The sequence below is a fragment of the Clostridium hydrogenum genome (assembly GCF_021432385.1).
GTDB classification, from domain to species: Bacteria; Bacillota; Clostridia; order Clostridiales; family Clostridiaceae; genus Clostridium_S; species Clostridium_S hydrogenum.
Genome location: NZ_JAEACT010000003.1, coordinates 834,088 through 857,887, shown reverse-complemented (window position 1 = coordinate 857,887; position 23,800 = coordinate 834,088). Strand labels below are relative to the sequence as shown.

The window sequence follows — 23,800 nt, the reverse complement described above, 5'->3', positions numbered from 1 at the left end:
TAGGGGGAAAATCATGAATTTTTTAGCAAGCTCTAGTGTAATAGTATTTATAAATTTTATATATATCAATTTGCTGCTTACTAGAAAAAAGAGTATTAAATATTCCATAACTGCGTTCTTAATTAATTATTTAATGGTAGTACTGGGATGTATTCTTTCTTATGTGCTTTTTAGATACTATATATACTATAAATACATAATATATCTTATAACTTTTAGTTTTATTATTTATCTCCAGTTAGTTTTTGAAGAAAGTTTTTCAACAAAATTATTTACTATGTTAACTACATGGTTATTTTCAAATGTAATTTTAATAATATGTTCTTATATAATAGGCTTATTTAATTTTAAAAATATTAATTTGTATGAATTCCCATTTTCAGCACTTAGAATTTTTATTCAATTAGCTTTTATACCCATAACATATTTTTATTTTAGACGATTCTATAAAGAAATGTTAACATTAGTGAATAATAAAGTGATAAATACAATATCATTTTATTGCATCATAATTTCTATATTTTTAATTATACAATATAAATTGTATGATTTTAATACTATGAGTTTCCAGGAGCTAGTTAAAAGCCTCTTATTTGTAATTTTAATTATATTATCATACATAATAATTTTTATTGCAATTTGGTCTGCAAACAAAAATATAGAATTGGAATATAAAATTAAAATTATAGATACTCAGCTAGAGCTGCAGAAACAAAATTACATAAACTTAAATAAGTCGCTTAATGATTATTATGCATTTAAGCATGATATAAGGCATCATCTTTTAGCAATAAAGGTAATGCTAGATGCTAAAAATTACATAGCGGCCTCGGAATATTTTGAAAAACTTAATGAAAATGAAATATGCCAAAGTGTTGGGGTGTTATGCAAGAATTTTACTATAGATTCAATACTAAAACATTATGTAAGTATCGCTGCTCAGTATAACATTGATTTTAATGTTAATGTAAATATACCGCAAGATATTAAGGTGGACAATCTTGATTTGTCTATTGTTATAGGTAATTGTGTTGAAAATGCCATTGAAGCTTGCAATAATATTGCTAATGAAAGCAGAAAGTTTATTAATTTAAAAGCACAAATTATAGGCTCTCAGTTAGTAATTAAAATTAAGAATAATTTTAATGGACAAATAAAAAAAGAAGGCAATGTTATAAAAACAATTAAAAATGGTGAGGGACATGGTATAGGGTTATCTAATGTTAGAAAAATAGTTGAAAAATATAATGGTTATTTTAATATAAATTATAATTATAATGAATTTCAAGTAAGTGTTGTCATGAACTTTAAATAGGGTATAAAATAAAGTTGGTGATGTAGATGATAAATATAGCAATTTGCGATGATATAGAAGAAGAACTTGAAATAATTTCTCACTATGTATCAAAGAAGCTTAAGGAATTAAACATATCTTTTAAAATAAGTTCCTTCAGTGAAGGACAAGATCTTATTGACCATATCAGTTCAGCTAAAGAGTTAGAAGACATAATATTTTTAGATATTTATATGAAATTTTCTAATGGTATTGATATTGCAAGAAAAATAAGAGAATTTGATAAGGAATGCAAAATTATATTTGTCAGTTCTTCAAAAGACTATGCTATAGATAGCTATGATGTTAGCGCTTTTTATTATATTTTAAAGCCAGTAAATGAAGAGAAACTTAGTAATGTTATTAAAATAGCTATAGAGGCATTAAACAAAGAGAATAAACAAATTATCATAAAAAATAGAAAAGGAACTTATAGAATTTATTATAAAGATATTTTATATGCAGAAAGCAAAGCAAGGGTTGTTAATATATACCTAAAATCTGGTGAAGTCATTAGTTTTTATTCAAAACTTGATGATTTTATTCAAAGTCTTGAAGATGAAAGATTTTTTAAATGTCATAAAAGTTTTCTTGTAAATATGAATCATATTTTGAAGATAGAAAATGCAAATATATTTATAGGTAATGATACGACTATACCTATAAGTAGTTCTAATATAGTAGCCATAAAAGAAAGGTACTATAACTATTTATTAGAAGAAATGTAGATAAAGATATACTGGTTTATCTTTAGGAAAAACGTACATGTGTAATAAGCAGCATGTATGTTTTTTTATGATTTTTTACATTCCAAGGCTATTTTTTTACAACATCAGTATATATACCACAATTTATGATATTTTATTTGTAATAAGTAAAGTTTATGACAGTATATGCGGAAGAAAATGAAAGATTATTTTACAGGAGTTGATTTTTATGGGAGAAGTTATTGTAATAACCTCTGGTAAAGGCGGAGTGGGTAAAACAACTACTACAGCTAATATAGGCACTGCACTGGCAGCTATGAAAAAGAAAGTTGTACTTGTTGATGGGGATACAGGTCTTAGAAATTTGGATGTACTTTTGGGATTGGAAAATAGGATAGTATATACGCTTGTTGATGTTTTAGAAGGAAAATGCAGCCTGAAGCAGGCGTTAGTTAAAGACAAAAGAAATGAAAACTTATTTTTACTTCCAACAGCACAGACAAAAAATAAAAGTGATGTGAAATCAGAAGAAATGATTGCACTTATAGATAAGCTTAAAAGTGAATTTGACTATGTAATTATAGATTGCCCGGCGGGAATTGAGCAAGGTTTTGAAAATGCCGTGGTTGGAGCAGATAGAGCTTTAATAGTTGTTAATCCAGAAGTGACTTCTATAAGAGACGCATATAGGGTTATCGGTAAATTGGACGAAAAAGGTTTCACTGACCATAAAGTTATTGTAAATAGAATAGACTATGAAATGGTGAGAAATGGAGAAATGCTTGACGTTGATGATGTAATTGATAGTTTAGAAATTGAACTTATTGGAATAATTCCAAATGATAAATTAATAACCATATCTACAAATAAAGGCGAACCTATAGTACTAAATGAAAACACTAATATTGGAAAGAAATTTAAGAATATTGCTACAAGAATAACTGGAGTGGAGGTTCCTTTTGAAATTTTTGAGGATAATAATGGTAAGTTTACACATGCACTAAAGAAATTATTTAATTTAAAATAGGAGGGGATATTTTTGATTATTTTTTCTGATAAACCTTCATCAAAGGAAATAGCTAATGAAAGATTAAAGCTTATATTGATAAATGATAGAAATAATGTATCTCGTGAAATTCTGGAAATGATAAAACTTGAAATACTAGATGTTATTGCAAAATATTTTGAGATAGATAAATCGGCAGTAGATATTAAAGTGATTAGTAATGAGATAGAAAATATTAGGTCATCCAGGCTAGTTGCAAAGATGCCAATAAAAAAGTGTCTAAATAAGCAGTTACTATAGATATACAATTTTAACTTTTCAAGTTGTATATCTATAAGGTAATTAAATACATACAGTAGGAGATGAAATTATGGGAGAAGTGATTGTAATAACATCTGGTAAAGGTGGTGTTGGAAAAACAATTTTAACAGCTAATATAGGAATTTCACTTGCAAGTATGGGAAAAAGAGTTGTTCTGGTTGACGGAGATGCAGGACTTAGAAATTTAGATATAATTATGGGGCTTGAAAATAGAATTGTTTATACATTAGTAGATGCAATTGAAAATAAATGTTTGTTAAAACAAGCTTTAATTAGAGATAAGAAGTATGATAATTTGTATTTACTTCCAAATACTGAAATAAAAAGAAATAGTGATATAAAAAAAGAACAAATGATGGGTTTGATTAATGAACTTAAGAAGAACTTTGACTATGTGCTTATAGATTCTCCATCAGGAATCGAACAAGGTTTTGAAAATGCAGTAATTGGTGCGAGTCGTGCTATAGTTGTAGTTAATCCAGAAATAACTTCCATTAGGGATGCAGATAGAGTCATAGGTAAGTTAGAGGAAAAAGGATTTTATGATATTAAGATTATTATTAATAGATTTAACAGCAGAATGGCAAACTGTGGACAAATGCTTAGTATAGGTGAAATAATTGACAATTTAAATGTAGAAATTATAGGAATAGTTGAGTATGATAAAGCAATGAGATCAGCTATAAATAAATCAGGATATTTTACGTCAAATCTTAACTTTAATTCCGTAAAAGCTCTTAAAGAAATAGGACTTAGAATAATGGGAAGAAAAATCTCATTTGAAAATTATACGGAGAAGACTTACAAGTGTGATAGTTTATTCAAAAAGCTATCTTTGATTTTAGAACTCATGATTTAGCAAATGAAATGGTTTATCTATAGTATTGAAAAATAAAATATAAAGTAGAGTATTTGCGTATTAGACTCCCTTTAGGATGTTTGGCTATTTTTAAAAGAATGTTGATGTGACATAATGACATAAGCTCACATCAGCATTTTTTTAAATTATAGCCTTTTCTTTTTATGACAGTAAATAATGTATCATAGTCTTTATTGACAATGTATATTATATAAACTAATATTAACTCATAGTTAATTAACTGTGAGTTAATATTAGTTTATTACGTTCACCATATCCAATAAGGACAAGTTGTTCATTGCCTGAATTGTAAAAATTATGTTTAGCTCCTGAATTAAAGTATATGCTATCTCCCTCTTGAAGGATCAACGTATTTTCCTTTAAACTCACGGTGGCGGTACCTTTAAGGATAAAAACACTAAAATCGAAATTAAGTGAAATTAATTTTTCACACGCCCATTTTCCAGGAGCAAGAGTAGTGTACATTCCAACGATACGACAGTTATCACTTCCATCTACATTATATGGTGTGATAAATTCATATTCAGTTAATATATCTGGCATGACAATTTTTTTCCTGTTGTCATGTCTAACTATACTATATTCGCTAGTACGTTGATTATTAACTTGCAAATCCGAAGTTTCAGCTTCTGAAAAGAAAATAAATATAGGAACCTCAAGGCAATCACTTATACGTCTTAGCATTTCTAGGGACGGTTGCTTGAGACCACGTTCTAATTGAGACAAGTAGCTAGAAGTGCAGCCAATTATGCTACTAAGGGTTGATAAAGTATAACCTTTAGATTTTCGGATTTGCTTAAGCTTTGTAATATTCATATAATTTCCTCCAAAAAATGAGATTCAAAAAGTTATTTATAATACTATCCCTGAAAACACATAAAGTCAATAAAGATAGGCTATGTTTTAAATAAGTGTGAAAATCAACACTTATTTAAAACATAGCCTAAAGATAAAATTATATATATTAGGAGATGATATCATGTCAAATTATGCACTAACAAATTGTCATATTATAGATGGTATAAATTCTGGTTTGAGAAAAGATATGACTATGATAGTAAGTGACGGGAAGATAGAAAAAATAGGAAAAGTTTCTGAAGTTAAAGTGCCGAAAGGGTATACTAGTTTAGATATATGTGGCAAGTATGTTATGCCTGGGTTAATAAATGCTCATGCACATTTATTTGGAAGTGGAAAACCTATGAAAGCCATTGGTGGAGGCAAGTCACAGGAGAAGATTGTAGGTATGCTGAGAACAAAAATTGGCGGGAAGATACTTGATAGCATGGTAAAGGAGCATGCCCTTACAGCGCTCAAATCTGGAGTGACAACCATAAGAGCTGTTGGTGATCTGTTTTATTCAGATGTGAAACTTAGAAATATGATTGATTCGGGAAAACTTAAGGGACCAAGATTGCTTGCAGCAGGACTAGCTATTTCTGTTACTGGTGGACATGGAGCTGGCAGCTTTTCTCATGTAGCAGATTCTCCTTGGGAAGCAAGAAAAGTTGTCCGTAAGAATGTTTATGAGCAGACTGACCTTATAAAAATATGCGTTACTGGTGGAGTAACAGATAGTAGGGTTATTGGACAGGCCGGTCGTCTAGCAATGACCTTGGAAGAAATCTCTGCTGTCTGTGAAGAAGCACATAAGGTTGGCTTATTGGTAGCTGCCCATGTTGAAAGCACTGAGGGGGTGAGAATAGCTCTTTTGGGAGGAGTAGATACAATTGAACATGGTGCAGCTCTTGATGAAGAAATAATTGAACTTTTTCTAAATAACCCTAAATCTCTTCGTGGATATTCAAGTCTTATACCAACACTTTATGCAGCAGTTACAATATGTGAGCTTAAACCTGAGGCTACACTTATGAGTTCTATAAATGTTGAAAATGCCAAAATTGTTCTTGATGGAATGGTAAAGGGATTACTCCAGGCTACTGAAGCAGGCATTTTGACTGGACTTGGTACAGATTCCTCCTGTCCATTTGTAACACAATATAATACATGGCGTGAGCTTGAATATGTTGTTAAATATGCTGGACTTTCGGCAGAAGCTGCTATTCATAATGCTACACGAAAAAATGCTAAAATCCTTGAAATTGATAATTTGACGGGCACTCTTGAAGTTGGTAAAGCTTCAGATCTTATTGTAGTAAAAGAGAATCCGTTAACTAATTTGAGAGCATTATCAAAGGTCGATATGGTGATTAGAGGAAATCTTTTGATTGATAATCCACAGATAAAAAAGATAAAGGAAGTAGATGAATTACTTAATATTATTTAAGAGGAGGAGAGTTGTATCATGGCAATGGAATTCCTAAAATTAGTGTGCAGAATCAATGGATTACTGCATAAGAAAAACTTTCAATATTCTCAAGAGCTTGAGGGAAATTCAGAGTATATGAACTTTGGCGAAAAAATGTGGTGGGGCTATAAATACTTTTTTAATCCAGTAGAAAAGGCTGAGCGGGGTAAAAACATTGAAAAATATTTTAGAGAACAGAACCTTAAATTTACTTTGCCAGAAGGTTTTTACGAAACTTCAAAGTTGTGCTTTACGGCTGGAGGAGATATACTTGCTTCTCATCATATACGAACAGATAATACGTCTAAATTATGGAATGAGGCAGAGGATTTTTTATTCGAATCAGATATATGCTGTGCTAATCTTGAAACGCCAGTAGTTCCATCTGTAGCTGCAAGCTTTGTCCCAAAGAATATACTAAAGGCACCTGCTCTCAATAATACGCCAGAAGTTTTTGATCTTATGTATAAAGAAGGCAAGGGAATAAATTTTTTTTCTACTGCAAATAATCATTGTTTGGATATGGGAGAGGAGGGATTAATTGAAACCCTTGAATTTCTTGATAAGAAGGGGTGTCAACATGTAGGAACAGCTAGCAGTGAGCAGCAAAGAGATGATATCCCTATCATTGAGAAAAATGGCATTCGAATTGCATTTCTTTCATATACTTTTTCTATTAACGGAAAATCAGTACCGCAAGGGAAAAGTTATCTTACCAATTATATAAGGCTTAATAAACCTGATTGTGATATCTCATTAATAGAAAAACAGATTCATATAGCAAAGGCTCAGAAAAATGCAGATATGATTATTGCATGTGTTCATTGGAGTTTAGAATTTGAAGCATATCCAATTCAAAATGTCATTGATATGGGGCATAGGCTAGTGGCATTAGGTATAGATGTTATTGTAGGAAATCATCCTCATGGAGTTCAGCCTATGGAAAAGTATGCCTTTCATGATCCTTTTTCAGGCTTACAAAAGCAGGGGCTTATTATTTATGCTCTTGGTGACCTCATTTCCTGCCATGAGCATATTCCAAATTCGCGATTGAACAATATGCTGCGATTGATTATATCTAAAGGGAAAATCGATGGAAAAGAATTGACCATAATATCTGATGTGAAAATTAGACCCATGTATATCTATTCCAAAATGCAAGGTGACAAGTGCATTGGTTTTAGACTTTTGAATTTTAATAAATTGGTAGAAGGAATAGACAAAAATAATAATTATATGGATTTTGATGATGAAGAAGTTAAAGAACTAAAGAGGCTTGATGAATTAATGCATAAACTTCTGCATATTGAAATTATGTAGAATAATGATATTGAAGGAAGTCAAGGCTGCTATTTAACATTAAAAAGATTGAATGAATGAACAAATTCATGCTATAATCTTGGAATGAATAAAAGTTGATGCGTTATTAACTGTTTTTTAAATTATTAATAAGGAGCAGCTTTATGAAAAATAATGTTTGTAAAGTTTCAGAGATGGATATTAAAAAAGAATACAAAGATGAGTTTTATAAAGAAATTGTGCATACAAACAATTTAAGATGCCAAATTGTTTTAATATCATTGTGTGTTATAGATATTATTTGGATGATCCTAAATTTTTCAAATATAGATACTGATTATTATTTAAGTATACTTATGTTCATATTTGAAGTAGCAGGGATTTTTACTTTATTTTTTGCTAAAAATAAAAGATATATTGGTGCAATAAATCTTTCAATTATTGCAATGTGTTTGATTTGGGCACAATATGTTAATTTTTCTAACTATGAATATACTGGAAATTTTATACCTTATCTTATATCATTGTTGGGTCTTGCTTCAATAGCATGTCTAAAGCCGAAACATAGTATTATTTTATTTGCAACAAATCAATTAGTGTTTTTAATAATCAATTCAATTTTAATCAAGGATATTTCAACGTTGGTAAATGTCTGTTTAAATTCAACAATTGGTGTTATATTTGCCTGCATTTTTTCAATATTTAATTTTAAATCTAAATTGCATTTGTTTTTGAATAAAAAACTTGTAGTGGAATTAAACTTAGTAAATGAAAAATTGAAAGAATATACACCTACTTGGGGTTTGGGCTTTGCCAATCAATATTATTGAACCCGTTCTTATTAATTTCTAATGTGGCATGAAGAATATAATTTACAACTAAGCGTCAATTCTTCTAAAGCTCTTAAGCTTTAAAAAATTTGACGCTTAGTTTTATTAATTTTATTTAAGATTTTAAGATGCTATTCACTAACATCGTTTTGCTCCACCTACCAAAGGCTATTTCATTTTGCACTATACCTTGTTTCACAATACTTAAAATTTGTTTATAAAATAATTTTATGCGGCAGTTCCATCTTTGTTTCACAATATACAATTATTTTCTAACGGTAAAATTCATTTAACTAATCTTCAAGTGTTGACTTTTCATTAGTAATACATTTATTGATTATATTTCCAGTTAGGATGAATAGTGATAAAATAATATAAACGAATAACAGATTTGCCTTAAAATAAAATATATGGAGATGGAATTAGATGAAAAAAATATTTTTTTATGCCATTAGTATTGCTATGTTAGTAAATCTTTCAGCCTGCAATGATAAAGCTATAAAAACACCTACTTATCCTAAGAACACTTCTTTTAATGATGAAAATGGTAAGATAAAAAATAGAGAGAAAAATCAATTGGACGAGAAGTTTAAGCAATCCTTAAATCAATTTTCTTTTATGTCTACTTCTAAAATTTTAGGTGGAAGTAATAAAAATATAAGCTATTCGCCAACAAGTCTTTATATTGCTTTATCTATGGCTGGAATAGGCTCAAAGAATACTACACAAAATGAAATTTTTTCTGCCCTTGGCATGGAGGGGAAGGATGTAGATTATGTTTCTAATCAAAACAGTAAACTTTTCAAGCTTCTATATTGTGATAATGAAATAGGTAAGCTTAAAATAGCAAATTCTATATGGCTGCAAAAAAATATGCTCTTTAATAAATCTTTTGAAGACAATGTTATTAATAAATTTTATGCTTACTTATTTAATGTTAACTTTGATAGCAAAAACACTTCAAAGCTTATGAGCAACTGGATTTCTAAAAATACAAATGGAAATTTATCACCTGATATAAATATTGATAAAAAACAGATTATGGCTATATTAAATACAATTTACTATAAAGATGAATGGATTCACAGATTTGATAAAAATAAAACAAAGGCTGATACTTTTCATTTATCAAATGGTAGTAAAATACAATGTGATTTTATGAATACGACTTATTCTTCACATGGATTTACAAAAGGTCCTGGGTATATGGCCTCGTCACTTGACTTAAAAAACGGCGGCAGCATGGTATTTATTCTTCCAGATGAAGGAGTAAGTGCAGAAAGCCTAATTTCTACACCAGAAAAGGTTGCGGCTATTTTTAAGAATCAAGACAGCACCTTTGGAAAGGTAATCTTTCAGGTGCCTAAATTTTCATATGGTAATAGTTTAAATCTAAATGATGCATTGGAAAGCATAGGAATAAAAGCTGCATTTAAAAGCAATGCTGATTTTTCAGGCATTACTAATAAAAAAACTTTTATATCAAAAATTAGTCAGCAAACGCATATTGCCATTGATGAAGAAGGAGTAGAAGCGGCAGCATTTACACAGATTAACTATATGGGGTCTGCACGACCTAAAAGTGAAGTGGCAAAAATGATTTTAAACAGACCTTTTATTTTTGCAATAAAATCTAATGACACGATTCTTTTTATTGGAATTGTCCATAATCCAACGGAAAAGCAATAAATTAATAATTAGTTAACAAAAAGTCAAATAATTGCAATAAACATACAAAGCTAGAAATATAAAAGTATAATGTAATAGTGTGTATTCTATAAAATTAAATTAAATTAGAGGAGAATAAAAGGTGAATAAAAATAAGATAAAAAAAATTATTGTACAAGCCTCTTTTTTCTTGATTTTTCAGGTAATATTTTTAGCCATTACTTGTCCGTTTCTAGCTTTTTATGGTCCATATAAAAATGTAAAACAAGCATTAGTGGGGAGTTTAATGGAGACTGGAAGACATCAATATGTTGCGAAAATCTTTTTATCGGATAAAGAAATAAATAATATAATAGGTACAAAAAATTCCAAAGTACATTCGCAAAAAGTGGACACTTCAAAGTTTAAAATTGATAATAAAATCGAACTTTTAAAACTTGATGCTAATAAAAGCTTTAGTGGTTATGTTCTTCTTATACATAATCCCAAAAGAGTAAAAGTTGGTTACAGTATGGATTTTAATATTCCAAGGATGAATTTAGATACTCTTGCGTCAAGATACAATGCTGCTTGTGCAATTAATGCAGGTGGATTTTCACTTGAAAAATACAATATGCCAGGAGGTTTTATATTTAGCAATGGTACTTTAAAGTACAGCGAATCTAAAAATAACAATGAGAAAGAGGATGCAATGGCAATAACAAAAGATGGCCAAATGCTTGTTGGTTCTTACAGTATTAATGATTTAAAACAACTTAATGTAAGTGAAGCAGTATGCTTTGGACCTGCATTAGTAGTAGATGGAAAGGGTGTCGTTACTAAAACTAGTCTTTATGATACAGCACCAAGGACCGCTATAGGCCAAAAAGCTGATGGTACAATAATAATGCTAGTAACAGATGGAAGGCTTTCATCTTCTTTTCATTTTGGTGCCAGCTTAAAGGATATTCAAGATTTGATGCTTCAGTATGGGGCGGTAACTGCCTATAATTTGGATGGGGGAGGTTCTACTTCTATGTATTATGATGGTGATACTTTAAAGTTTGGCGTTAATACTAAACTTTATATACCAATGGGAAGAGTAGTACCTTCGATAATTTATGTAAAATAAAATTGTAAAGGAATATAAAAATGAAAAGATTACGTAAATTTATTTTATGGATGACAATGGGAATTTTAATTGAAAATGTATGCTTTTTATACTTTAACAATTATTTTTTAGTAAAAAAACTTTATGTTACTTCTAAAAATGTATCTTCTTCCACGCTAAACGAATCTTTAATTAAGCTTTCTTCAAAAGCAAATAATATAAAGATATCGGATGATGGTAAGTATGTGGCGTATTCGCTTGGAAATACAATTTGTGTAAGTAATTTAACCACTAAAAAGGTCAATAAAATACCTGTTAACTCTGATGAAGAACTTATTCTTTTTAAATGGATACCCTATAAAGATGAAATTTATTATCTTTTAAAGACACCAACTGCAAAAACAAATTATTCTATTAAACAGTATAATGTTTTAGAAGCAAAGTATAGTAGTTCAACTAATATAGAACTAGAAGACAATTTTTATTCAAAAAGTAAAAACAATTTTACTATTAAAGATGTACAAAGTTCAATAAGCCTTGCTAACGGATTTATTGTTGAAATACAAAATTCTTCAGGAGTAAGCTTTTTAAGAATGGTTAGCGATTCTTTAGATACCCAGAACATTTATCCATATAACTCAAGTGAGTTTTCAAATATAATAAATTTTTGTCCTGTTAATATTGCTTATTATTATTTGTATCAAGATTTAAATAATAATAACATATATACCAATGCTCATGTATATAGTGGTTTTTATTTAGGTGGAGGTGATATTTCAAAGGCATTAAAAAGCCTTATAGTTACTACATCCTTTACTGCTAATCAGGTACCTCAATATCTAAAACTTGATAATATAAAAAATCCTCTGTTGCTTGGTTCAGATACTTTAGGAAATTTGTATATAGGTTCTCTTAATGATAAAAGCAAAATTTCTTCTATTTATACAGTAAATTTAATGCTTGATACTCTTAAGTTTAAAAAGTTATCTTTAAAAAACGCAGAGGATGAAAAAAACATTTTAATAACTACAAACTGCGGTGTTTTTACCGTGCATAAAAATTATGTAGTTAACCTTAAAAATAAAAGAAAAACTCAATATAGCGGAAAGTTCGTTGAAATATCAAACAATAAGCTTTTTTATATTTATAAAGGGAGTTTAATTAGCTGTGATATTAGTTGAAAAACTACAACGATAAAATGCATATTAGGACTTCTTACTGGAGCCTTAGGAGGAGTTATTTGGTGAAGTGGAGCTTAAATAATTGGCTATGATTAAGGCTTATTTTGTAGTTAAAAGGATTTTTTGGAATTTTTGTGGTATAAATATTTTGTCAAAAGTGATATTATAATAGTATAACTTGTATAGATAAACCGTTTCAACTACCAAAATTAATTTGCATCATAATGCCTAGAAGATGGCATTTTGACACAAATTAATTTTGAAGTTTCAAGAGGTTTATCTCTAGTAAGAGTATGTGAGAAGTGTAGGTATTGTTTTTTATGAGATAGTCATAAGTATTTATGTACGGTATATAGAGAATGCTTTTTTCACATCCTCCTACATAAAAAGAGAACAATAGCTATTTGCATTGGGGGAAATAAATGAAAAAAAGAATTATTTCAATTGCAGCAGCAATTATAGTAAGTTCTATTCTATTATATATTTTTTTTGTCATACAAAAAGAGCAGTTTATAGCAAGCAATAATTCAAACAGGCTTTTAGCTTTGGAGAAGTTAACATCTGTTAACGAGGAAATTCAAACTGAAGTTAATGAAAGTCTTCAATATGCAAATTTTTTTGATGTTATCATTTCAAAAAATCCAGACATAACAAAACAAATAATAAATGATTATGCAAAACTTATATTAAAGCAAAACCCAAATATAGATAATGTTCAGTTGGCACCAAATGGTGTTGTTTCAATGATTTATCCTTTGAAAGGGAATGAAACAGCAATAGGACATAATTTACTGACTGATCCAAATAGAAGGAAGTATTCTGAGGAGGCCATAAAAAAAAGAATAGCAGTTACGCAAGGACCTGTTAAGGCAATACAAGGTGGATATTTGGTTTTTAATCGAAAAGCAATTTTTATAACGGAAAATGGTAAGGAGAGATTTTGGGGTTTTTCCACTGTGGCAATCAATTTTACTAAGCTTATGAAAAAATATAATGATAAACTTAAAAAACAAAATTATTTATTTGCATTAAAATCAAATTCAGAGGATAAAAAGCAGGCAAGTTTCTGGGGAGATTATAGCATATTTAAGAAAGATTCAATTGTAAAAACAATTGAGTTGCCGGATAATGAGTGGCAAATGGCGATATATCCAAAGGACGGATGGAATGAAAAAAATAAAAGTTCTACAAGTCTGAGGTATTTTTTTTACATAGTTACCTTACTTACATTTTTCCTTATTTATTGGTCTTCAAATTTTTATCAAGAAAAAATTGAAGAAGCAAAGATAGAAGTTTTAACTGGAACCTTAAATAAGAGAGCTTTCAAAGCATTTGTGCATAAAAAATTATTGAAAAAAAATCAAATGCATGGGATTATATTGATTGATTTAAATAATTTTAAAGAGATAAATGATAAACTAGGGCATCCTATAGGAGATGCTGTTCTAATTAAGGTGTCAAAACGTATTAATGAAGTGCTGCAGAAGAAAGATAAGTTGTCACGTTTTGGTGGAGACGAATATCTTATTTTTCTTGGAAATATTAAAAATGTTGATGATGTTAAGAAAATACTTGATAATATAGTTAAGCATGTAGCCTTACCAATGGTTATAGGAGACATACAGTTAAAAATTGGTATTTCAGCTGGGTATTCCATTTATTCAAAAGATGGAGAAACTTTTAATGAACTTTATGAGGTATCAGATAAAAGAATGTATGAAAATAAAAAAAATAATAAATCATTTAATAAGAGTGAATATATTTACTTTACATAGCTTGATTTTGCAATCTCTAATTCAGATCCATTATTATAAAGACTGAACCAATTGAAACGCATTTTAGATGCATTAGTTCCAATTTGAAAATTTATATTATAAGGTGAGTTACTTATGTCATCGGCTTTTACAAAGTTTGTTGAAAGTCCAACCATTAGAGTCGGTATGAGCATAAATAAGGTTAATTTGTTCTTTTTCATTAAACTTTCCCCCTCAATTTGTATATTGCTACTTTGCTACAAATAACAATATATAAAAAGGATATTAATGGAATATTATGGATGGGTTAAGCTTAAGTTAAGAGCATTAATAATCATTATAAGAAAAAAATAATAAATAAATTTAGCTTAAAATCTTAATGATACAGCGCAATTTTACTGGTATAATATATTTTTCCATTATGTAAGTAATTTTAAAAGGTAATTGTGGGGTTAAGAACTTGGAGGACTAATTTATGGAGAAGTATAATAAGTATATTGAAATTGTAAAAATTATATTGATTGCAACTATATTTAAGGAAATAATTTTTCAAAATGTTAACTATAAAAACTTACTTATTTTTGTTCTTATAATTAGTTTATTAAATGATTTTATAAGGAGAAGAGTGATAAAGCAAAAAAATTTGATATATATTGCTTCAATTTTATTCTCTACTGCAATTGCTGGAATATTAAAGTATTATGTAGGAAGTGCTGCAGATGGATATTTTTATATTTGCTTAGTTGAAACTTTATTTAAAGATAAAACTAAAAAATTTGTGGGCTTGGCAGCTTTTAACTACATTTCATTTATAGCCTCAGATTTACTTACAGTATGGCTGAAGCATGATAGTGAATTTTCTGTAGCTGTTTCTGATATTTTTTATTATTTGATTGGAATGTTTATTGTAATATCAGTAAAAGAGATGCGTAAACAAAAAGAGCAGCTACAAGAATTAAATTTGGAGTTACATGAAAAAAATAAATTGTTAGAGCATCAAAAAAGCCAGCTAAAGGAACTTTCTATTGCTGAGGAGAGGAATCGTTTAGCACAAGAACTTCATGATTCACTGGGGCATTCTTTAGTGGCAATAAATATGCATTTGAAGGTTTTAGAAAAAGTAAAGCATACAGATAATGAAAAGGTTGATGAAATTTTAGAAAACCTTGATAATATTACGCAAAGTAGTATTGTTCAGCTTAGAAAAACAGTATATAAGTTAAAAGGTGATAACAGTACGAAGCAGTTAAAGAAGGCTTTAGAAGAAACTATTGATACAGTAATGGTAGATAGAAGTGTTAAAATTTCTATGGAATTTGATGATGAGGTGGAAAAAAATTCACCAGAGATAAAAGCTGTAATTTATAAATCTATAAGGGAATGTTTAACTAATACAATTAAGTATGCAAAAGCTAGTAATGTAAAAATTATTATTTATAAAGGCGATACTAATATTCATATAGAAGTGAATGATGATGGCTTAGGCTGCAGCAAAATTGAAAAATCATATGGTTTATTAGGAATTGAAGAGAGAATTTCTAGAATTGGGGGTCATACTACATTTGAGAGTAAGGAAAAATTGGGCTTCATTTTTAGAGCTGTAATTCCAGTAGTTAGGGCTTGAATTAAACAAAACTTATGAAAAGTGTGGTGATTTTACATGATACGGGTGATTATTGCAGATGACCAGCCAATCATTAGAAAGGGTTTAAAACTGATTTTGGAACTTGATAATGATATGGAATTAGTGGCTGAAGGTGAAAATGGAAAAGATTTAATTGAAATCCTTACGAAAATTACATGTGATATTATATTAATGGATATCCGTATGCCTGATATGGACGGAGTGGAAGCAACTTTAAAGATAAAGGAGAAGCTTAATAATATAAAAGTTCTTATTTTAACTACCTTTGAAGATGATGAATATATTTTTAATGGACTTAGGAATGGAGCCGATGGTTATTTACTTAAAGATGCTGATCCGGATGAAATTATAAGGGCAATAAAAACGGTTTGCAAAGGAGACACCTATCTTCATCCAAGGATAGCTACAAAAGTAGTATCAGCATTGAATACACCACCACCTATAGAAGAGAAAAATCAGAATGATTTATCAATGCTTACAACTAGGGAGAAAGAGGTTGCGAATTTAGTTGCTATGGGAAAAGGCAACAGGGAAATAGGTGAGGAACTTTTTATTACGGAAGGAACGGTTAAGAATCACGTGTCAAAAATTCTTGATAAGCTTGAGTTAAAAAGCAGAGATGAAATAATTGTATATATGACGAAAGTAATGGGTAAGTAATATAAAACTTGCCCTTTTTTATGTCTAAAAGCATTACCTTTGATGGATATATGAAGTTTGAATGTGGTGATATACTAACGATATGTGAGGAGGAGATTTTATGAATTTAATAATAATTATAATTATATCAATTGTGGTAATTGCTTTTTTAGTTACAAATCATTTTAAAGAGCAGGAAATAAATATGCGTACCTTTACTCCATTTTTTATTTTTGCAATAATTGTAGTTTTAAACTATTTAAAAGCTACAAGTTTAAAAACAGCTTTATTAGGTCTTATTTTACGATTTATTCTTGGAATGGGAATTGGTATTCTTCAAGGATATCTAGCAAAGGTGTATAAGGATAATGGTAATGTTGTAGCTTCAGGTACTAAAATGGGCCTGGCATTTTGGCTTATTTTTATTCCAGTAAGATTAGTTGTCTTACCATGGTTTAATGTTATAGTAGCAGAAAAGATTAAGCTTGAATCAGCATCGTACATAGGAATATCTTTTGCATTTGTATTGACTGGATTCTTTTTAGCAAAAGGAATTATTCTCCATATTAGAAAAAATAGACTGATGAAACAAACTTCTATTGAGTAATAACCTATTTTATTAATAAACTTGTATTTACACAATAAAGTCCACATTTACTATGTATAAATTTGGACTTTGTTGTGTATTTTATTATAATTGCATATATTAAATATAAACAAAAATTGTAACATATAATAAATTATTGTTGAATTTTACCGAAATTAATGTAAAATGGTCATAAGAAGATATTAAATAAATTCTATATATAGTAAAAATAGGGGTGTTAATATGACTTTTTTTACAGGAGATAAAATTAAAGCCACTTTAAATAAAATAAGGAGTAAGCTTAAATATGGGAGCATTAAAATTTCTTTGACATATTCTTTAATAGGCTTTGTTTCTATATATTTGTCTAATAAATTAATTAGAAGGGTTACGGATAATAATAGAATTATAGTATACAGACAATCGATTTATATGATAATTACAGCAATAATTATTTATATTTTAATTAGAAATTTAGAAGAGAAACTTAAGGAACAGCTTGAAAAAATTATTGATGGAAAAGAAAAATTAAGAGAAAGTGAAGAAAGAAATAGTGCAATACTTAGGGCTGTTCCTGATTTATTGTTTGTACTTGATAAAAATGGTGATTTTACAGATACAATGGTAAGCAATGAAAGTAAATTATATGTACCAAGGAATAGTTTTTTAGGTAAGAATCTTCATGAAATTATGCCAAGTGACATAGCAGACTTGGCTTATGATAAAATTCAATTAGTATTAAAGCACGGAAGCTTAGAAAGCTTTGAATATGAGCTTGAAGGTCAAAATTTTGATCTTAGGTTAGCTAAAATTAATGACAAAGAAGTATTAGCAATATCAAGAGATATTAGCGACAGAAAAAAAATGGAGCAGAAATTACAATATTTAAGTTATCACGATCAGTTAACTGGAATCTATAATCGAAGATTCTTTGAAGAAGAACTAGCGAGTATAGATGTTGATGCCAATTTACCACTTACAATGGTTATGGCAGATGTTAATGGGTTAAAGCTTATAAATGATTCATTTGGTCATGTTATGGGTGACGAACTTATTAAAAGGGTAGTAAAAATAATTAATAATGGATGTAGAAAAAATGATATAGTTGCTAGATTAGGTGGAGATGAATTTATAGTATTAATGCCAAATACTAATTCACAGGAAGCAGAACAGATTATAAGAGAAACAAAGTTATTAGCTGCTAATGAAAAGATTGAATCAGTTGAAGTCTCTATTTCCTTTGGTTATGAAACAAAAATAAATAAAAATGAGAAATTAGAAGAAGTATTTAAAAAGGCAGAAGACCACATGTACAATGAAAAAATGGTTGAAAGTCCACGAATGAAAGGTAAGACTATTAATGCCATAATTTCAGCGCTTAATGAGAAAAATAAAATGGAAGAGCAGCATTCTATTAGAGTTTCAAAATTATGTGAAGATGTTGGAAGGGTGCTAAATTTACCTAAAGAGGAAATAAATGAGTTAAGGACTATTGGCTTATTGCATGATATTGGGAAAATTGCTGTAGATCAAAACGTATTAAATAAAATAGAAAAACCTACAAGAGAAGAATTTGAAGAAATAAAGAAGCATACAGAAATAGGATATAGGATATTAAATACTGTAAATGAGTTATCGAGAATGTCAGAATATGTACTAGCTCATCATGAAAAATGGGATGGCACGGGGTATCCTAAAGGATTAAAGGGAGAAGAAATACCTTTTAAATCAAGGATTGTAACTATTGTAGATTCGTATGATACAATGATAAGTGAAAGAAGTTACAGATTACCCATGTCACAAGAAGCTGCAATCCAAGAGTTAAAAGCAAATGCCGGTAAGCAATTTGATCCAGAACTGGTAAAAGTCTTTGTTGAACAAGTCTTGGAAAAATCATTTTAGAAAAAGGAGCATTAATTTATGAATAAACCAGAGCTTTTAGCACCAGCAGGAAATTTAGAAAAATTAAAAACAGCTATTAATTTTGGTGCTGATGCAGTATATCTTGGAGGAAACAAATTTAATTTAAGAGCGGCATCAGACAACTTTACTTTGGAAGAGTTAAAAGAAGGAGTAGAGTTTGCTCATTCAAGAGGTAAAAAAGTACACATAACATTAAATATAATTCCGCATAATGAAGATTTAATAGGCATGGATGAGTACCTCAGTCAAATATATGATATAGGAGTTGACGCGGTGCTTATAGCGGATCCAGGAGTTATTAGTATAGCTAGGGAAGTAGTTCCAAAGCTTGAAATACATTTAAGTACGCAGGCTAATCTTTTAAATTATAAGTCGGCATTGTTTTGGCATAAAATTGGAGTTAAAAGAGTAGTTGCAGCAAGAGAAATGAGTCTTAAAGATTTAAAAAGACTCAGAAAGGAACTCCCAGAAACCTGTGATATCGAGTCATTTGTACATGGTTCTATGTGCATGGCACATTCGGGAAAATGCTTGTTATCAAATTACTTAACTGGCAGAGATTCAAATAGAGGGCTTTGTGCACAGCCTTGCAGATATAAATGTGATTTGTATGAAGAAAAAAATCCTGGTGAATATACTAAAGTTTCAGAGAATGGAATGTATTTTATGAATTCAAAGGATTTATGTATGATAGAACATATTCCAGAGCTTATTGAAGCTGGTATAAATTCTTTTAAAATTGAGGGGAGAATGAAGAGCTCGTATTATGTTGCATCTGTAGTTAAAGCGTATAGAGAAGCTATTGATACATATATGGAAGATCCTGATAATTATAAGTTTGATCCTAAATTGATGGATAACCTTGTTAAGCCAAGTCACAGACCATTTACTACTGGATTTTATTTTGATGAGGACATGAGACAAATCTATGAAAGTTCATCATATATACGTAATTATGATATCGTTGGTGTCGTAAAAAATTATGATAAAGAGAATCATATTGCAACTATAGAACAAAGAAATAAAGTTTGGAACGGAGATATAGTTGAGGTTTTAGCTGTAAAAGGTGAAAATAAAGTTATAAAACTTGAAGATATGAGAAAAGGAAATGGTGAAGCTATTGAAAGTGCAGCTTCTGCACAAATGCTTTTTACAGTAAAATGTATGGAAGAATTAAAAGTCAATGATATAATTATAAAAAATAAAAATGTATCTCCAGATTATAGATAAGCAATTTGAAAAGTTAAAACGAGGTGATGGTATAGTGACTGATAAAGTCATAAATAGTATTGGAGATTTAATTTCAGAGATAAAATTAATAAACCCTAATCAAAATTGCATTTTATGGTTCAGGGGGCATTCTGATAAGGATTGGCACTTAATCCCATCTGTTCAAAGAAAAAATTATCAAAAAAGTGAACAGTCTTTAATGAATGATTTTTATATGAGAGCAACTGTAGCACTAAAAGAAAAGCCAAGCTATGATAATTATTCAGGATGGATATCAATAATGCAGCATTTTGGATTACCAACGCGTTTATTGGATTGGTCACAATCGCCACTTATTGCAGCTTTTTTTGCTACAAATGAATATTTAAAATATCCACAAAAGGATGCTTGTATTTGGGTTTTAAAGCCTGGATTGTTAAATGAATTTGAAGGCTTTGGTGGATATATATATCCAATGGATGCAAAGACAGTTTTAGAAATGATTTATCCAGCGTTTAAGCCATATAATTCTAAATATAGAGATGTTGGCGAGAAGATAATAGCATGTTATCCAGTTGAAAATAATATGCGAATATATACACAACAGTCAGCTTTTACTGTTCATAATTCATTGAAAGAGCTGAGTAGTTTAAATGTACCTGGACTAATTGAAAGGTTAATTATACCGGCAGATAAGAAAGAAAAAATTTTTAATGAGTTAAAGATTTGTGGAATAAAACTAAGAAACATTTATCCAGATGCGGAACATATAGCAGAAGAATTAAAGGAATCTTATAGATAGGCAACCTGAAACATTGAAATTACACATATCAAATATACCATGTTAAGCTAGCTAGAGCTTATATATCAGAGTAGAGAGTAGAGAGTAGAGTGAATGTGGATTTACCTTTCGCTTTCCTTAGGTAAATCTTAGAACTTAATAGTTTCAGCTGTGCTGAACACTATATTTTAAGCGCTTTGAGCGTATTAAGTTTTAGATTTTTCGAAGTATAGCGGAGAAAAATCATCCTTCACTCTACTCTTTACTCTCTACTCTCTACTCTGTTTTTTAAGTTTCCTATCTATATCCAGAATGTACTTGAGATTTTTTTTTTGCAAAAAATAAGCATAGACAAACAAACCAGGAAATGATATTCTATAATGCTAAAGATTTTTAATCTAGGTAGTCATATCATATAAGCTAATCAAAAATTCTATAAAAGATTATAATAAAATTCACTTTTAATGTTAAAAAAATACAAATATTTGATATTAATTCAATAAAAATGAATAAAATAAAAAAATTAACATAGATTTAAAAAAATCCTAACTTAGAAATTACTTTGAAGAAATATAATGTATAATAAAGAATTAAATTGTAGATAAATGTAAGATACAAAATATTGAAATCAGAGTTTAAATTTTAGTATTGGAGGATTTAATTTGGATATTCATTTAGAACAAATTTCTATGAAGTTTTCTAACACATTAGTAATTAACAACATTGATTTTACTGTAAAATCTGGAGAATTAGTCTCTCTGCTTGGTCCAAGTGGATGTGGAAAATCTACAACTCTTTCTATAATAGCTGGAATTAATAAACCAACTCAAGGTGAAGTTTATTTTGGTGATGAATGTATAACAGACAAAGAGCCTGAAGAAAGAGGCATAGGGATGGTGTTTCAAAATTATGCACTTTATCCTCATATGACAGTATTTAAAAATATAATGTTTCCTTTAAAAATGAATAAGGTGAATAAGGAAGAAGCAAAAAAGAGGGTTTACGCTATAGCTGAAATTGTTCAGGTAGATAAACTTCTAGATAGAAAACCTAAACAGCTTTCAGGTGGACAGCAACAGAGAGTAGCAATAGCTAGAGCTTTGGTAAAAAATCCTAAAGTTCTTCTTCTAGATGAGCCCCTGTCAAACCTTGATGCTAGACTTAGAATTGAGATGAGAGAAGAGATAAGGCGCATTCAGCAAAAAACAGGTGTTACTACTATATTTGTAACTCATGATCAAGAGGAAGCAATGAGCATATCAGATAATATCATAGTTATGAATCAAGGTAAAATACAGCAGTATTCAGCTCCTCAGAAACTTTATAACCAGCCGGAAAATGTATTTACAGCACGTTTTATTGGAAATCCTAAAATAAATATAATCGAAGGTTGTAAAACAGATGGTGAAGAAATTGTCATTGGAATTAGAGCAGAAGATTTACATATTAATCCTCAAAACCCTGTAACGAGAGGAAAAGTTACGTATATTGAGAGAATGGGAAGAGATATGCTTGTAAAGATTCAAAAAGACGACAATGCAATTACGGCTTATGCCCCAAAGGATTTAGATATAAAACTTAATGATGAAGTAGGGGTTGGAGTAGATGGAGGTAATATACATTGGTTTGAGAAAGCATCAGAGAAAAGGATAGCTCCACCAGAAAACTATCTAAAGGTGTTAGCTAAAGCTTTTGAAGGTGGGAAAAATGAATAATAAACCTACATTAAAATCGTCCTTAAAGGCATATTTGTATCTTTTACCTGCTCTAACCATAATGTCAGTATTTATAATTTATCCTCTTATTAAATCCTTTATAATGAGTTTTTATGGTAAATATAATTATTTTAAAGATATAGTATATTCTTATAGTTTGAATAATTACAAAACTGTACTTACAGATCCAACCTTTTGGCGTGCTATGAAAAATACAATGATATTTGTTCTAGGAGTGGTACCTGCTTCTATTGTTTTGTCAATACTAATAGCGCTTATGCTTAACAGCAAAATTAAATTTAAAGGATTGTTTAGAACATGCTTTTTTATGCCATATGTAACCTCATTAGTTGCGGTTTCAATAGTTTGGAGATGGATTTATCATAAGGATTATGGAATTCTCAATTACTTTTTAAAACTTTTTGGTATTCATGCTATTGCATGGCTTGATAATCCAAATGTTGCAATGATTTCTCTAATAATACTTGCAATTTGGAAAAACATTGGCTACAACGTTATTATTTTTCTTGCAGGACTTCAAACTATAGATAAACAATATGATTTAGCAGCTCAAATTGATGGGGCTCACTATTTCAAAAGGGTGTGGCACATTATAATTCCACTTTTGGCACCAACTACGCTATTTGTAACTATAGTTTCTGTAATAGGTTCTTTTAAAGTTTTTGATGAAGTCTATGCGCTATTTAGTTACAGTGGAAGTGTTGCAGGTCCTTCAGATAGTGCACTTACAGTTGTATTTTATATATTTAGAAAATTTTATGGAGAATGGAATTTTGGAGTTGCATCGGCTGCATCCTTTATATTATTTTTAATAATTATGATTTTTACAGGGCTTCAATTTTGGTATTCCAAAAGGAGAGGATGATATATATGCTTAAGAAGTTTAAAAAAATTGCTCTGAAAA

Annotated in this window: 22 protein-coding genes; 20 read left to right on the top strand and 2 right to left on the bottom strand. The window is 29.4% G+C overall.

The genetic code is table 11. From position 1 onward, the window contains the following. The first annotated feature begins 13 nt into the window (after positions 1-13). The 5 genes from CUEA01_RS17075 to minD (CUEA01_RS17055) all read left to right on the top strand — a co-directional run bounded on the left by CUEA01_RS17075 (position 14) and on the right by minD (CUEA01_RS17055) (position 4,226). Entirely contained in the window at positions 14-1,315 is a 1,302-nt protein-coding gene (locus tag CUEA01_RS17075; RefSeq protein ID WP_234122979.1) for a sensor histidine kinase, read from the top strand. A gap of 26 nt (positions 1,316-1,341) precedes the next feature. After that, complete coding sequence (locus CUEA01_RS17070; RefSeq protein ID WP_234122977.1) at positions 1,342-2,061, top strand: LytR/AlgR family response regulator transcription factor; 720 nt, start codon at positions 1,342-1,344, stop codon at positions 2,059-2,061. Between the two features lie 208 nt (positions 2,062-2,269). After that, positions 2,270-3,067 carry a septum site-determining protein MinD gene (gene minD, locus CUEA01_RS17065; RefSeq protein WP_234122976.1) on the top strand — a complete coding sequence of 266 codons (798 nt, stop codon included), beginning with the start codon at positions 2,270-2,272 and terminating at the stop codon, positions 3,065-3,067. A gap of 12 nt (positions 3,068-3,079) precedes the next feature. Further along, positions 3,080-3,346 carry a cell division topological specificity factor MinE gene (gene minE / locus CUEA01_RS17060; protein WP_235699931.1) on the top strand — a complete coding sequence of 89 codons (267 nt, stop codon included), beginning with the start codon at positions 3,080-3,082 and terminating at the stop codon, positions 3,344-3,346. Positions 3,347-3,416: 70 nt separating this feature from the next. Then, positions 3,417-4,226, top strand: a complete 810-nt coding sequence (gene minD, locus CUEA01_RS17055) for a septum site-determining protein MinD (RefSeq protein ID WP_234122975.1) — start codon at positions 3,417-3,419, stop codon at positions 4,224-4,226. A 237-nt stretch (positions 4,227-4,463) separates the two neighbouring features. Here minD (CUEA01_RS17055) and CUEA01_RS17050 read toward each other — a convergent pair whose 3' ends face one another. Further along, positions 4,464-5,063 carry a helix-turn-helix domain-containing protein gene (locus tag CUEA01_RS17050; RefSeq protein WP_234122973.1) on the bottom strand — a complete coding sequence of 200 codons (600 nt, stop codon included), beginning with the start codon at positions 5,061-5,063 and terminating at the stop codon, positions 4,464-4,466. Between the two features lie 163 nt (positions 5,064-5,226). Between CUEA01_RS17050 and CUEA01_RS17045 the strand changes: the two genes are divergently transcribed. From CUEA01_RS17045 to CUEA01_RS17015, 7 genes are all read left to right on the top strand, one after another. Beyond that, positions 5,227-6,534, top strand: a complete 1,308-nt coding sequence (locus CUEA01_RS17045) for an amidohydrolase family protein (RefSeq protein ID WP_234122972.1) — start codon at positions 5,227-5,229, stop codon at positions 6,532-6,534. An 18-nt stretch (positions 6,535-6,552) separates the two neighbouring features. Next, positions 6,553-7,875, top strand: coding sequence for a CapA family protein (locus CUEA01_RS17040; protein ID WP_234122970.1), 1,323 nt, complete (start codon positions 6,553-6,555; stop codon positions 7,873-7,875). A gap of 143 nt (positions 7,876-8,018) precedes the next feature. After that, a complete protein-coding gene (locus tag CUEA01_RS17035; protein WP_234122969.1) occupies positions 8,019-8,684 on the top strand; it encodes a hypothetical protein in 666 nt (221 codons plus the stop codon). Between the two features lie 426 nt (positions 8,685-9,110). Next, positions 9,111-10,373 (top strand): serpin family protein, encoded by a 1,263-nt coding sequence (locus tag CUEA01_RS17030; protein WP_234122968.1) that lies wholly within the window; start codon positions 9,111-9,113, stop codon positions 10,371-10,373. 121 nt (positions 10,374-10,494) lie between these two features. Beyond that, a complete protein-coding gene (locus CUEA01_RS17025; RefSeq protein ID WP_234122967.1) occupies positions 10,495-11,463 on the top strand; it encodes a phosphodiester glycosidase family protein in 969 nt (322 codons plus the stop codon). A gap of 20 nt (positions 11,464-11,483) precedes the next feature. Then, positions 11,484-12,623 (top strand): hypothetical protein, encoded by a 1,140-nt coding sequence (locus CUEA01_RS17020; protein ID WP_234122965.1) that lies wholly within the window; start codon positions 11,484-11,486, stop codon positions 12,621-12,623. Between the two features lie 422 nt (positions 12,624-13,045). Next, positions 13,046-14,398: a diguanylate cyclase domain-containing protein gene (locus CUEA01_RS17015; RefSeq protein WP_234122963.1), complete on the top strand. Its 1,353-nt coding sequence runs from the start codon at positions 13,046-13,048 to the stop codon at positions 14,396-14,398. Here the strand turns inward: CUEA01_RS17015 and CUEA01_RS17010 are convergent. After that, the gene (locus CUEA01_RS17010) at positions 14,386-14,598 is read right to left on the bottom strand and encodes a hypothetical protein (RefSeq protein WP_234122961.1); all 213 of its coding nucleotides are present in this window, start codon (positions 14,596-14,598) and stop codon (positions 14,386-14,388) included. The two genes, CUEA01_RS17015 and CUEA01_RS17010, sit on opposite strands and share 13 nt — an antisense overlap. Before the next feature lie 254 nt (positions 14,599-14,852). Here CUEA01_RS17010 and CUEA01_RS17005 point away from each other — a divergent pair, with 254 nt between their 5' ends. From CUEA01_RS17005 to CUEA01_RS16970, 8 genes are all read left to right on the top strand, one after another. Next, positions 14,853-16,001 (top strand): sensor histidine kinase, encoded by a 1,149-nt coding sequence (locus CUEA01_RS17005; RefSeq protein ID WP_234122959.1) that lies wholly within the window; start codon positions 14,853-14,855, stop codon positions 15,999-16,001. Between the two features lie 36 nt (positions 16,002-16,037). Then, positions 16,038-16,682 (top strand): response regulator, encoded by a 645-nt coding sequence (locus tag CUEA01_RS17000; RefSeq protein ID WP_234122957.1) that lies wholly within the window; start codon positions 16,038-16,040, stop codon positions 16,680-16,682. 100 nt (positions 16,683-16,782) lie between these two features. Beyond that, on the top strand, positions 16,783-17,268 hold the full coding sequence (locus CUEA01_RS16995; protein WP_234122955.1) for a hypothetical protein: 486 nt from the start codon (positions 16,783-16,785) through the stop codon (positions 17,266-17,268). A gap of 222 nt (positions 17,269-17,490) precedes the next feature. Beyond that, the gene (locus CUEA01_RS16990; RefSeq protein WP_234122954.1) at positions 17,491-19,149 is read left to right on the top strand and encodes an HD domain-containing phosphohydrolase; all 1,659 of its coding nucleotides are present in this window, start codon (positions 17,491-17,493) and stop codon (positions 19,147-19,149) included. Positions 19,150-19,167: 18 nt separating this feature from the next. Next, the gene (locus tag CUEA01_RS16985) at positions 19,168-20,400 is read left to right on the top strand and encodes a peptidase U32 family protein (protein ID WP_234122953.1); all 1,233 of its coding nucleotides are present in this window, start codon (positions 19,168-19,170) and stop codon (positions 20,398-20,400) included. 34 nt (positions 20,401-20,434) lie between these two features. After that, on the top strand, positions 20,435-21,181 hold the full coding sequence (locus tag CUEA01_RS16980) for an FRG domain-containing protein (protein ID WP_234122951.1): 747 nt from the start codon (positions 20,435-20,437) through the stop codon (positions 21,179-21,181). A 641-nt stretch (positions 21,182-21,822) separates the two neighbouring features. Beyond that, positions 21,823-22,875: an ABC transporter ATP-binding protein gene (locus tag CUEA01_RS16975; RefSeq protein ID WP_234122950.1), complete on the top strand. Its 1,053-nt coding sequence runs from the start codon at positions 21,823-21,825 to the stop codon at positions 22,873-22,875. Further along, positions 22,868-23,761 (top strand): carbohydrate ABC transporter permease, encoded by an 894-nt coding sequence (locus CUEA01_RS16970; RefSeq protein WP_234122949.1) that lies wholly within the window; start codon positions 22,868-22,870, stop codon positions 23,759-23,761. The genes CUEA01_RS16975 and CUEA01_RS16970 overlap by 8 nt, the downstream gene beginning before the upstream one ends. Positions 23,762-23,800: the final 39 nt, after the last annotated feature.